Below are 12,052 nucleotides of genomic sequence, written 5' to 3' on the forward strand. Positions count from 1 at the left end.
CGTGATTCACTGTTTCTAGCCGCAATCTAATTCTCGAGCGTAAAGTCTACCATCGATTATCCGACTTAAGTTCACCAATGTGAATAGCCTTTACCAGGGCGCCCCTTGTTACAGAACACCTCCGAGACCCTCACGTCGAAACTAATAATACGACTTACACTACTTTTTAAGCCCATGTTTTGGGCGGTGAGAAGGTATCACAGGCAGTAGTTATCATCAATAAGAACCCTGCCTAATATCGGCAAAAAAGGCAGATCCAGCTTATATAGAGCACCCCACCCTAAAATAGCAGCCTAAATGTTGACACTTAAAGGAACATAAGCGCGTCTCGCGAGCTCATCAGCGAGAAACGGCACCTCGAAGAGCAGCCTCGCGGGCATCAACTGCTTCAGCGTACGCATATTTTCATTACTGCATTCAAAGTCTGGCGTTACTGCGCAAGCAACCCACCCCAGCAACGGCTGTCCATCTGCTAAGATTGCCCTGGCTGTTAACAATGCATGATTCAAACACCCCAACCTAAGCCCGACAACCAAAATGATGGGCAACTTCAAGTTATTAGCCAGTGCGGATATGTCTTTTTGCGCATGCGAGGCACAGGCAGACTCACCGCTTTCACCACAAATCCCCAACGGAACATTCCACCCTCCAACCCCTTCAACCACAAGAGTGTCAACTCGCGCTTTCGCGATCCCCACAGCATTCGCGACGCAGTCGAAATCAATTTCCACGCCTTCAAAATCAGCCGCGATATGAGGAGCGATTGCAGGCACAAACCCATATTGATTCACCAACTCATCCGGCAATTTGTACGAGCTAGCAGATTGCAGCATCTGAATGTCGGCGTTAATCAACTCGCCGCCAACCCTGTCAAAACCACTGGCCAATGGCTTCATGCCAGCTACCGAGTCCCCGCTCTGAGCCAAGTAACGCAACAACGACGCCGAGGCAACTGTTTTTCCAGCATCAGTGTCGGTTCCAGTCACAAAACAATGTGGAAACTTCATAGCGCTAACACTCCTTAATCGCCAGCATTGAAACAACATGATACCGCATGGGGAAGGCCCCAAACTTGAGGACTTGAGCATTAACATTTTCCCGAATTCGGGCAAATTCACGCCTTCCAAACAAACCTTTAGAAGAGCGTCTATTTGCTCCAGCACCCAATCCACGCACACTGGAAACCGCCGCCTCAAAGCCGTCGCACCATTGTGTCTGCCAGTTCGTTTCCACCCTCTTAATGCTAAGACCAACCTTTTCAGCCGCATCAACACACTGATCTTCGGTCGGCATCTCTAATGTTTCTGCCCGCCATAGACGACGCCACTCCAACAAGGTCTTATCAAGATAAGTGGAAATAGCAATATGCCCCCCCACTTTGGTAACGCGCGCGGCTTCCTTTAGCGCTTGCTCGATGGGCACCCATTGCATAGCTGAAGACGACAGCACCAAACACTGAGACTCAGCGCCCAAGGCGATATCAACCAAATCCTGATTCAACCAGTTGCCGCCACTCACCTTTGATGCCGCGACATCAAGCATCGCTGATGAGCAGTCAACACCGGTTAATTCGGCCAACGGGTTGTGCGCCTGGCATTTTGACAAAAGACGCCCAGTACCACAGCCCAAGTCAACGATATGCTTAGCATCAACCACCTCAGGCAGCACACTGGCGAACAAACTATCCGATACTTTGTTTTGGATTTGCGCCAGATTGTCATACCGAGCAGCCCCTTTATCAAAACACCGGGCGATTGTTGCAGCTTCAATCATTTCTACCCACACTGGCGATTAAGACCTTCATCAATGCCAAGGTCTTATCTGGCTGAGTAAGGAATGGAGCATGCCCCGCATCTAACACTTCAAATTGCGCATTCAATAAGCGCGCCATTTCAGCCGACCCCTCAGGATTCGCAACGCGATCCAGGCTTCCAGCTATCACCTGACACGGCACGGATATTTGTGGAATAGCGCCTCTAAGATCCGCGTCTCGCAAACAATCTATCCCTGATTGAAGAGTCAAAACAGAGGGGGCATCATACTCACAAATCGCCTCATGAGCTCTCTGGGCCAATTCCCTCGCTCCAAAGTTCTTACCCGACTGCATCAATAAAAAGACAGATAATGTGCGCCGATAATCCGCCTTCAATTCATCAGCAAACCGCTGAAAAACTTCAAGGTCAACACCCGCCGCCCACTCTCCATCAGACACGAATTTTGGGCTTGTACAAATTAACTGCAATGCAGATATTTGCGCGGACTCATCCAGCAAAGCAGCCTGTAAAGCCACCATACCTCCCAGACTCCATCCTACCCAAATCGCGTTTTCAGGGGCCCGTTCCAAACACGAACGAGCCATCGCCACAATATCACCATCACACTCAGCCGACACTTGAGTTCCATAGCCTGGCAGATCAATGAGGTGCACAGCAATATCAGGCACCTCGCTCAAAAGCTGCTCAGTATAATCTCGCCAAATTCCCGAGTTAACACCCCAACCATGCAAAAACACAATATTTTGACTCATAGCCTTATGCCGTACGAATTGAACTATTTTTTCTATTTACCACCTGAGCAAGCGCCATAAGGAGCGCACGGACCTGCTCGACGGAATGCGACGCAGTCAAGGTGACTCGCAATCTGGCCTCGCCTTTCATCACTGTCGGGGTTCTAATGGCTGGAACAAAAAAGCCCCTCGTGCTCAACTCATGACTTACTCTAATAGCTTCAGATTCATCTCCTATTAACACTGGCTGTATTGGGGTTTGAGATTTCATTAACGTTAGACCAATCTGATCACCGCCATTCTTGAAGCACTCGATTAATCGTGACACATGATCCATCCTTGATGATTGCTGTTCCCGCAAAACTTTCAATGCGGCAAGATTCCCGAGCACGGTAGATGGTGGCAGCGCCGTCGTGTAAACATAGGTCCTAGCATATTGGACTAAATGCTCTATAAACAGAGCATCACCGGCAATAAACGCACCGTATCCACCAAACGCTTTACTCAGCGTCCCCATTGACAAAACGTTTCCAGCTGGCGCCAAACCCTCACACGCCAATGAGCCAGCACCATCGGCGCCCAAAACGCCAAACCCATGCGCGTCGTCGATGCAAAGCAATCCGCCATACTGATCTGCGAGACTTTTCAGGTCGCCTATCGGCGCTATATCACCATCCATGGAGAAAACACCATCGCTGATCAGAATCAACGAATCGAAATCCGTCGTCAATATTTGTTTCCGCGCATGCTTCAGGTCTCCGTGCTTAAATCGCTTAAATATACCCGAACTTAGCCTTGCTCCATCGATTAACGACGCATGATTGAGCCGATCATGCAGCAGCAAGTCTCGCTTCTTAGCAAACACACTATTTAGTGCCAAGTTGGCCATATAACCATTTGAAAAAAGTAACGCTCGCTCAGCACCAACGAATTCTGCGAGTTCTTCTTCGAGCTCCTGATGCAGGCTTTGATGGCCGCAAATCAAATGAGAGGCACCAGCACCAACACCCCACTGATCAATGCCGCTCGATATCGCACTCGCGATCGCTGGATGCCCAGCCAGCCCTAAATAGTCATTACTTGAAAAATTAGTTCGCCACTCCCCATCAATTTCAATGAAGGAGTGCTGGGCCGAGCCAACAACTCTTCTGTCACGCCACAAACCAGATGCTTTACGTTCACTGTGCTCTTCGCCCAGCCTCTTTTCCCATAATTCAACGGACATACTACTGCTCCACTACCATCCGACTTTCACTGCAAATCAATTTAGCTCAGGAGACATTCCTAACTTATCCATCAGATCTCGATCATGATCTACAGACGCGTTACTGGTGGTTAACAACTCTTCGCCATAAAACACCGAATTGGCTCCAGCGAAAAAACAAAGCGCCTGCATTTGATCATTCATCGCTTCTCTGCCCGCAGAGAGCCTAACGTAAGAGGTTGGCATCGTAATACGTGCAACCGCGATTGTTCTTATGAATTCAAAATCATCAACAGGGTCAGCTTTTGCAAGCGGAGTTCCAGAAACCTGAACTAGGTTATTAATGGGCACACTTTGAGGTGGCGTCGGCAAATTTGCCAAATTAGCAATCAGGCCAACTCGATCAGATCTAGCCTCCCCCATTCCCACAATTCCGCCGCTACAGACATTCATTCCGGCATTTCTCACATGCTCAAGCGTTTCCAGGCGGTCCTCATAGGAGCGAGTGGTTATCACCTCCTTATAATAGGACTCTGACGTATCGAGATTATGGTTGTAATAATCCAGTCCGGCTGACTTTAATCGATTCGCTTGCTCCTCATCCAACATCCCAAGCGTAGCGCACGTTTCAAGACCCAATGATTTGACTTGTCGAACCGCTTCTTCCACAACCGCAAGGTCAGCGTCTTTAGGGCTGCGCCATGCAGCCCCCATGCAAAACCGTCCTGCCCCATTGGACTTAGCGCTCTTTGCCGCTTCCACAATCTTCTCAACACGCATCAATCTTTCTACGTCAAGCCCAGTCTTGTATCGAGCACTTTGCGGGCAATACTTACAGTCCTCTGGGCATGCCCCCGTTTTAATACTGAGCAAGCTACTCAACTGCAATTTATTCTGATCGAAATTCTCTCGATGAATCGTTTGCGCTTTGAATATCAAGTCATTAAAACTCATTTCAAATAGAGCAGTAACGGCAGATATCGACCAACGATTCTCAATCGGTGTTGAAGCCTCTACGACAAGGGCGGCATCTTCTCGCTCGACTTGAGCGCTATTCGTGTTTGTCATATAGTGAATTTTCCAAGGAGCAAATGGACAACAGCGGAACGGGCTGTAAACTAAAATGGATTTTACACTTTACAACACGCAACTCAAGTCATTTATACAGTGGCTACTTCCACGCACGTGCCAAGATTGCGGACAAAAATGCGATTCTGACACTCTATTTTGTCCTGATTGCGAGCGCAAACTTCCAAGAATCAGCAATGGATGCAAGCAATGCGGCCAACCAATCCCTAATGCTCACACATCCAGCTGTGGCCGTTGCCTCTCATCCCCTCCGCACCACGACTCGTGTTTTTCACCCTTTGAGTTCTCCCGCCCTCTGGCTGACCACATAAGAAGACTCAAATACCAAGACTCCCCACAAACTTCAAGGCGACTCGCAAACCTCTTTCTGAAGGAACTTGACGGGGCAGACCTTATGCCACCTGAAGCGCTTATTTATGTCCCCCTACACTCACGAAAACTCAGGTCTCGCGGCTATAATCAAGCCCATCAATTAGCGAAGGCCATTAGCATAGAATTAGAAATCCCCATTATTAAGGGAGCGATCGTTAAAACCAAGTCCACTCCAGATCAAGCCAGCCAAACCCTCTCTCAACGCAGAGCCAACCTAATCGGGTGCTTCAAAATCAATAAACCCATTCCATTCAAACACGTAGCGATAATTGATGATGTGATTACTAGCGGCGCAACTGTCGAAGAAATTTCTAAAATTCTCAAAAAAAACGGTGTAGACTACCTACAGGTATGGAGCATTGCACGAACCCCCTAACACAACCCAATTATTTAAAGACGCAATGATCGCTTACCCACCACACATAGAAAAAAACCAATTGATCGGAACGTTCAAGATCAAACATAACCTATTGATAAATATAAAACTCACTCAAAACAATAGGCTTACATTACGCACAGAAATGTGGTTCACGAGGTAACCGGAAATAGCAAACATGACCACCAAACCGTCAGATCTAATTGCCATAGCAAACCCACAACTCGCCAAGAAGCTTGCTGAGAAAAATACGACCAAAGCAAAGCACACTTCAGCTGAAAACTCGACTGAAAGCTCGTCAGAGCCCCCCACAAACGCGCACAAAACCTACCAACAAGAAATATGGCGCGCCGTTTTTACACTAAACCTGTTTCGATATGGGTGCGCATTGATTATGTTGGCCTTAGGGTTGGCATCAGACTTAGTAAATAACTTTGCGCCCTTTAGAAACTTTCATCACCCAACTTTATTCATGTATTGCGCAGGCTTATTGTTATTATCGGCCATTGCATTCACACTATTCACCAAAACCAGGCGATTCCCACTAAGAAACATTCTTATCACCCAATTTTTTCTTGATACCGTTACTGCTGGACTAATAGTTCACTCTACCGGGAGCATAAGCAGTAGCTTTACCCTACTGTTTTTAGTTATCGTGACCACTGGGAGTGTGGTCCTTCGCCGTAAAGAAGCCCTGGCACTCGCGGCCGGCTCGATCATCACTGTCTTTTTTGAACATTTTTACAGCGTACTTGTTACATCAGACAACATCCAATGGCGGTTTGATTCACTAGCCATGTATGGGGTTTTACTCATGTTTTTAAGTGTGGCTGTTTCATCTCTTGCAAGAATGGTCAGACATGCCGAGTTGAAGAGCTTTGTTCCTGGCAACGAATCGATTGAAGAGTACCTAGTCCGAGAAGAAATCACCGCCCTAAAATCGGCACTCATTGCGACCAACGGAAACAAGACCGAAGCGGCAAAACTTTTAGGAATGACGTTCAGATCTTTCAGATACAAGTTAAGCAAGTACGAAATATCCTGACAATAATTGTCAAAATTTAATTTTATGGATTTCGCAAAAAATGTCATAGCCATTTTACCAATTAAAATCAACAAGATAGCCAGTTTTAAAAGTTTTACATTCTTAGGGCTGAAAAAAATAAATTCTCTGGTATAAATGTACTCAAGTCTCGATGGGAGGCGGGCTCTTTTTAAGAGGGGCAAAAATCGTTTGAGGTCTGTGGATTATTGTCTGTAGATTTCGAGCCAGCAACCGTCATCAGCTTTAACAACTTTCATCAATTATGGGGTTGGGTTGGGGTTGAGGACAGTTCAAAAAACCAACGTTAGGAAATTGACATGAAAAATATCCAAGTATCACACGCAAACGCTAAGGGTTTCACTCTTATCGAATTGATGATCGTTGTTGCGATTATCGGCATTTTGGCAGCGGTTGCACTGCCTGCATACCAAGACTACACAGTACGTACTCGTGTTTCTGAAGGCTTAGCATTGGCTGCAGCAGCTAAATTGGCTGTTTCTGAAACGGTTCAAGACCGTGGTCAAACTGACTTCACAGGACTAGATCAAGGCGACACAGGATACTCTTTTGTATCAAGTAAATTTGTTGCGTCTATCGCAATTGGAGACAGCGGAATCATTACTGTTAGCACTCAAGCGACTGGTGCCGATGATGATCCAATCATCGTACTAACGCCTGATTTTGGTTCAGGCCGCGTTGACTGGGCTTGTACTCGCTCTGAAGGTATCTCGCAGCACGTTCCAGGACAGTGCCGTACAGCGACACCTTAGTATCGCCTCTAAAAGACTTCATTTAATGATGTCGATTTTAGAAATAAGGCCATCGTCATTTAAAGACGATGGCTTTTCAAAAGGCGCCCAACACTGTTGGGCGTTTTTCTTTGCCTGTATAATTATATGCGGCATATCGTTACTCCACGCTCAGAGTATGCTTAGCAGCGTTGCTCTTTTTATATCCGCGATAGCCTTCGCCCTATTTGGCGGCTACAAGGTTGTTGAGCGTTACCGAATTTTACTAATGGCAGTCGCCATCATCTACTTTCAGAGCATGGTATTTAGTAATTACACGAGCAGATCGATAACTCTAAGCCAATCAATAATTACAAGCTTTTTGGTATTCTGTGTCCTCGTGAAATTACACGGCGAGACAAGTTATAATCAATCAAAAGATCGATTTTTACTGCAGAATTTTGTTCTCGTTACCTGCATGCTAGCCCAAAGTTGCTTGATGATCTGGGGCTACATTCAAGACCCAGTCAGACAGTCCGGGCTTCTACTTGATTACAGTCAAAGCTCATTCTTTTTACTGCTCATTTATGGCTATTTGTACCATACACTGAAGAGCCGACAGTACTTCCCACTACTCACTTTTATAGTTGCACTCGCGATCTTTACGAGCTTTTCAAGAACAACCAATTTTTTGCTGGCTGTCTTCATACTGTCACTCATAGTCTTTCGCGTTTACACCCGAGAACATTCAATTAAAGGCGGAACAATAATTGCAATTGTTTTCGCTTTTGTATTCTTGCATCTGTTACCAGTAATTCTAGGGAGCGATGCCGTCGACAGAGGTGGCCTGCAAGACTTCAATACACTCAACAGTCGCACTCAATACTGGAGTTTAGCTTGGCAAGCAATAATGGAGAAGCCTCTACTTGGCCATGGTCTAGGAAATTTTGAGTATTTGGGCGCCAAAGACAGCTTCCCAAACCAAAAGATATTTTTCGTGCATAACGATTATTTACAGATTTGGATGGAGCTTGGAGTAATCTGGTTTTTTCTGTTTATTTACTCAGTCGGATATCTCTTGATAAAACATCGACAGGTGATCGCCATTCCCCTTGGCGTCAAGGGTGACCTTAAACGTTATATCGACTGGGTAATGCTGTGCTGCTGTGCGGCTTACATGGCCATAAATTTTATAATCGGCTCTTTAATTTTCCTTCTATTGATAGCCTTAATCATTGCAAGACTTACGACCTATGGCGAAAATTAGAGTCATAAGTCTCATCTTTGCCGCTTTTGTCGTTGTTCACGGAACCATCGTGACATCGAGCGGGGTTGTGGGTAAAGATGCTAGCTTTTGCAACTTGCCACTTATTCAAGCGTTCATACCATGGGATTCAGGGTGCTATTACAAGGCGCTATACAATACTGAAGTCACCTACGAGCAACTTCTCTATGAACAAGCTAGATTAGAAATATTCACTGAAAAAGGCGGCTACTCCCCATTTGTGCGCTGGTACCGATATCGGGTTAATCGGCAATATATAGAGTACTATAAAACATCATTTTCAGAACTTGATGAGCTCTATTGGGGGTACTTAGAAACTGACCCTGGAGACCTGAATCGTTACATGGACCACTTGGGTTACTTAATCCATAAAAAACACAGAGAGATCGCCCAATCATCGGTTGACAAATATTGCACGCGTTATGCTTCTAGCAGAACAGACGGGTTCACGCTCTTTTCTGCAATCACACAAGAATTGCGTAAAGCTAACATTGAATTATCATTGAAGACCTGTTTTGACAGCATTCACCCTAGTTATCGAAAATACATTAGATTCGAAACAAATACTCAATAGTAGTCGCAACTGATTTGATCGATGATTCCAAGCAGCTCTCCAGTATACAAATTTGCAGACGCATTACTGATCATAATAGCTTGCTGGGTTTCATATAAGTTAAGGTTCGGCACCTTTCTGATGCCTCAAAACTACTTCATAATCTCTATATCACACGTATTTTTTACCCATTTAGCACTGCAGTCGACCTCTTTTTATCGAGACTCAAATTCTCAATTGTCCCCTAACGCAATCGTTAGCTGTGCGGCTGCCTTTATTGTATCTTTGTTTATTATTTCCACTCTTTTGTACATCACGAAGACTGGTGAGGATTTCTCTCGACAATGGATTGTAGTAACGAATGCAATTGCAGCTGCCTTTATTATCACTTTCAGAGCGTTTATTTCACGCGTACAACACAGTCGTCCGAGAGAGAAAAACATTGCTATCATCGGCAGAGTTAGCTCTCTCGACACCGAAAAGAAGGCCAAGTTATTTTGTGCGGCGAATGGACTTAAGTTAGCCCTCTATGACGCCAATCCAGACGATCAACTTCAGTCTATTGTGGATGAAATCGAAAGACTTCGGCGACTATCAGACAAGAGTGTTGCTATAAGTGAAGTTTGGCTGGCCTCTTCAGTTTTCAATCGGCTTTCAACACTCGAAATAGAAGCTATCTTTTCGGACACCGCAGTTAGAATTGTCTACTTGCCGGATCTTCCTCACGGGCTCATCACGACGACAAACTCGCTGGCCCTGCAAAACGGCGTGTTGACGGTAGACTCCTCTATTAGTAAATCCAATAAACTCAACCATGTGCTGAAGTTTTTGGAGGACAAATTGATTTCCATTACCGCATTGATCTTACTTTTTCCGGTTTTTGCGCTAATTTCACTGGCAATAAAACTTGATTCAAGAGGCCCCATTTTTTTTAAACAAAACCGCTATGGGGTTGATGGAAAAGAGTTTAAGGTTTGGAAGTTTCGAACTATGACGAACCTTGAAGGTGATTCCGAGTTTCGCCAAGCAACCTCTGACGACACGAGGGTTACTCGAGTTGGAAAACTATTGCGACGCTCATCACTTGATGAACTTCCTCAGCTGATAAATGTTCTGTTAGGCACAATGTCTATCGTTGGGCCGCGCCCTCACCCAATAAAATTAAATGAGCAGTTCAGAGGAGTCTTGGATGGGTACATGAAGCGGCATACCATGAAGCCCGGCATCACAGGCTTAGCTCAAATTAATGGCTTTCGTGGCGAACTTCAATCAGACGAAGACATGAAAATGCGTGTCCGAAATGATCTGGAGTACATCCGAAACTGGAGCGTTTTACTGGATTTCAAAATCATATTCCTCACGTTTACGCATCTAATCACCACAGACAAAGCCTATTAAGGCCGCTCATCATTTCGCTCAGAGCATACAATACTCCCTAGAAGCTCAAACTGGGCAAGTAAATAAGCCAAATTGGACCATTGAATTTTAACGAAAGGCACAACGTATTTTTTATCATTCACTCAAAGATTGCCATAGACCGATGAAACCAGTACTTTCTATTCAATCATAAAACGACTAAATAAAATTTAGAGCAAGCACCACATTGGACAACCACAACCTCAAAAGAAAAATGCTTGTAAACTTGAGCGGTGGTGCTACCTCTAAAGTCATAGCCCCCGCTATTCAGCTATTTATCGTTAGCCAATTAAGCCCAAGCGACTACGGCCTTTTTCTTACTTCATTGGCCCTTATCTATTTCTATGAATTAGTTAAGGATTTTGGTCTACTTGACTCTATCATTGCTCAACGCGCCTTTGGTGGAATCAATACTCTTTTTTCAATACAAACTGTCAGTGCATTTGCATTTGCCCTAATTATAGTGACAGGGTCAATCCTAGCACTGGATTTTGGATGGATCGGAAACACTGAAAGAAACATTATCATTATCGTTTGCAGTTCAGCCTTTCTGATGCCCTTCACGGACAGCATTCGAACGTTCTACAGATTGAATGGAAACTACGCCCCGGTTGCGATCTCAAACATCATTCATGGTGTAGCTACTGGCGCAGTGGGGCTATATTGCATTTATTTAAATCTAGACGCCTACGCGCTTCCCATTGGATTCACCGCAGGTCACTTTGTTTGCGCTATATATCTGCGTACAGGGTACCAACAAAGACTTACTTATCAAACGTCCGAATTCAGAACACTCTTCTCGCTAGGAAAACACGTGCTTGCTCAACGCTCTAGTGGCTTTCTTGTTGGGCATGCCGATACCTTTATCGTACGAGCAGCCTTAGGCCCAGCGGTATTGGGGATCTATAAACTAAGCCAGCAAATCGCGTATGTAATCCCTAATGCTACGATATTCTTTTGTAACCAAGTGCTTTTTTCCGAATTATCTACAGCAGCGACAGGCAAAAATTTCTCGTATATCTCAAGAGTCTACAAACTGTATTGTCGATTTGTTGGGAGCGCAATGCTACTACTTTCAATATTGATTGTCACAGTCAGTCAGTCGATGCTTCCCTACGCTTTAAACTCACAATGGCAAGATTTAGCCACCCCTTTAGCACTTATCAGTCTAGGCCTTCCAACCGGCTTCATGTGCCTAATCAACAATGACCTTGCGAAAACCCTGGGGTTTTCCAATAGATACACGGCGTTGCTAACAGTTCGTAGTCTAATTACTGTGTCTGTACTGTTAATTTTTGCCAAAGAGGGACTGGAAACCTTAATCGTGGCTGCCGTCATTACTGGTATTGTCGCGAACATAGCAAATGAAACTCTTTTTCATTGTTCACAAACCAGCGTGAGAGACATTGCGGGCAAGCTCATTCTCTATGCTTTAAGCATTGCATGGTTTCTTATAACAACTATGGTTATCCTTTAGA

At 45.1% G+C, this 12,052-nt stretch carries 12 protein-coding genes; 7 read left to right on the top strand and 5 right to left on the bottom strand.

Going from position 1 to position 12,052, the window contains the following annotated elements:
• Nucleotides 1-293: 293 nt before the first annotated feature.
• Genes bioD through bioB form a run of 5 tightly spaced genes read right to left on the bottom strand, consistent with a single transcriptional unit; the run spans nt 294 to nt 4,778 of the window.
• A complete protein-coding gene (gene bioD / locus ABWW54_RS15940) occupies nt 294-1,007 on the bottom strand; it encodes a dethiobiotin synthase (protein WP_353413672.1) in 714 nt (237 codons plus the stop codon).
• A gap of 4 nt (nt 1,008-1,011) precedes the next feature.
• The gene (locus ABWW54_RS15945) at nt 1,012-1,773 is read right to left on the bottom strand and encodes a methyltransferase domain-containing protein (RefSeq protein ID WP_353413673.1); all 762 of its coding nucleotides are present in this window, start codon (nt 1,771-1,773) and stop codon (nt 1,012-1,014) included.
• On the bottom strand, nt 1,766-2,527 hold the full coding sequence (locus ABWW54_RS15950) for an alpha/beta fold hydrolase (protein ID WP_353413674.1): 762 nt from the start codon (nt 2,525-2,527) through the stop codon (nt 1,766-1,768). Before ABWW54_RS15950 ends, ABWW54_RS15945 begins: the two co-directional genes overlap by 8 nt.
• A gap of 4 nt (nt 2,528-2,531) precedes the next feature.
• On the bottom strand, nt 2,532-3,731 hold the full coding sequence (gene bioF / locus ABWW54_RS15955) for an 8-amino-7-oxononanoate synthase (RefSeq protein ID WP_353413676.1): 1,200 nt from the start codon (nt 3,729-3,731) through the stop codon (nt 2,532-2,534).
• 36 nt (nt 3,732-3,767) lie between these two features.
• Nucleotides 3,768-4,778 carry a biotin synthase BioB gene (bioB, locus tag ABWW54_RS15960; protein ID WP_353413678.1) on the bottom strand — a complete coding sequence of 337 codons (1,011 nt, stop codon included), beginning with the start codon at nt 4,776-4,778 and terminating at the stop codon, nt 3,768-3,770.
• Between the two features lie 55 nt (nt 4,779-4,833).
• Between bioB and ABWW54_RS20155 the strand changes: the two genes are divergently transcribed.
• The 7 genes from ABWW54_RS20155 (at nt 4,834) to ABWW54_RS16000 (ending at nt 12,051) form a co-directional block, all read left to right on the top strand.
• On the top strand, nt 4,834-5,547 hold the full coding sequence (locus ABWW54_RS20155) for a double zinc ribbon domain-containing protein (protein WP_502907823.1): 714 nt from the start codon (nt 4,834-4,836) through the stop codon (nt 5,545-5,547).
• A 178-nt stretch (nt 5,548-5,725) separates the two neighbouring features.
• On the top strand, nt 5,726-6,592 hold the full coding sequence (locus tag ABWW54_RS15975) for a helix-turn-helix domain-containing protein (RefSeq protein WP_353413679.1): 867 nt from the start codon (nt 5,726-5,728) through the stop codon (nt 6,590-6,592).
• 317 nt (nt 6,593-6,909) lie between these two features.
• A complete protein-coding gene (locus tag ABWW54_RS15980) occupies nt 6,910-7,362 on the top strand; it encodes a pilin (RefSeq protein ID WP_353413681.1) in 453 nt (150 codons plus the stop codon).
• 457 nt (nt 7,363-7,819) lie between these two features.
• Nucleotides 7,820-8,587 (top strand): O-antigen ligase family protein, encoded by a 768-nt coding sequence (locus tag ABWW54_RS15985; protein ID WP_353413682.1) that lies wholly within the window; start codon nt 7,820-7,822, stop codon nt 8,585-8,587.
• On the top strand, nt 8,574-9,179 hold the full coding sequence (locus tag ABWW54_RS15990) for a hypothetical protein (protein WP_353413684.1): 606 nt from the start codon (nt 8,574-8,576) through the stop codon (nt 9,177-9,179). The genes ABWW54_RS15985 and ABWW54_RS15990 overlap by 14 nt, the downstream gene beginning before the upstream one ends.
• 21 nt (nt 9,180-9,200) lie before the next feature.
• On the top strand, nt 9,201-10,556 hold the full coding sequence (locus tag ABWW54_RS15995) for an exopolysaccharide biosynthesis polyprenyl glycosylphosphotransferase (RefSeq protein WP_353413685.1): 1,356 nt from the start codon (nt 9,201-9,203) through the stop codon (nt 10,554-10,556).
• A 232-nt stretch (nt 10,557-10,788) separates the two neighbouring features.
• Complete coding sequence (locus ABWW54_RS16000) at nt 10,789-12,051, top strand: oligosaccharide flippase family protein (RefSeq protein WP_353413686.1); 1,263 nt, start codon at nt 10,789-10,791, stop codon at nt 12,049-12,051.
• Nucleotide 12,052: the final 1 nt, after the last annotated feature.

It is taken from the genome of Arenicella sp. 4NH20-0111 (genome assembly GCF_040366405.1).
GTDB lineage: Bacteria > Pseudomonadota > Gammaproteobacteria > Arenicellales > Arenicellaceae > Arenicella.

Bases quoted from the DNA above. Each gene is read 5' to 3' on its own strand.
- bioD (WP_353413672.1), bottom strand. From the start codon at position 1,007: ATGAAGTTTCCACATTGTTTTGTGACTGGAACCGACACTGATGCTGGA.
- ABWW54_RS20155 (WP_502907823.1), top strand. From the start codon at position 4,834: ATGGATTTTACACTTTACAACACGCAACTCAAGTCATTTATACAGTGG.
- ABWW54_RS15985 (WP_353413682.1), top strand. From the start codon at position 7,820: ATGATCTGGGGCTACATTCAAGACCCAGTCAGACAGTCCGGGCTTCTA.
- ABWW54_RS16000 (WP_353413686.1), top strand. From the start codon at position 10,789: ATGCTTGTAAACTTGAGCGGTGGTGCTACCTCTAAAGTCATAGCCCCC.
- bioB (WP_353413678.1), bottom strand. From the start codon at position 4,778: ATGACAAACACGAATAGCGCTCAAGTCGAGCGAGAAGATGCCGCCCTT.
- ABWW54_RS15995 (WP_353413685.1), top strand. From the start codon at position 9,201: ATGATTCCAAGCAGCTCTCCAGTATACAAATTTGCAGACGCATTACTG.
- ABWW54_RS15980 (WP_353413681.1), top strand. From the start codon at position 6,910: ATGAAAAATATCCAAGTATCACACGCAAACGCTAAGGGTTTCACTCTT.
- bioF (WP_353413676.1), bottom strand. From the start codon at position 3,731: ATGTCCGTTGAATTATGGGAAAAGAGGCTGGGCGAAGAGCACAGTGAA.
- ABWW54_RS15945 (WP_353413673.1), bottom strand. From the start codon at position 1,773: ATGATTGAAGCTGCAACAATCGCCCGGTGTTTTGATAAAGGGGCTGCT.
- ABWW54_RS15990 (WP_353413684.1), top strand. From the start codon at position 8,574: ATGGCGAAAATTAGAGTCATAAGTCTCATCTTTGCCGCTTTTGTCGTT.
- ABWW54_RS15975 (WP_353413679.1), top strand. From the start codon at position 5,726: ATGACCACCAAACCGTCAGATCTAATTGCCATAGCAAACCCACAACTC.
- ABWW54_RS15950 (WP_353413674.1), bottom strand. From the start codon at position 2,527: ATGAGTCAAAATATTGTGTTTTTGCATGGTTGGGGTGTTAACTCGGGA.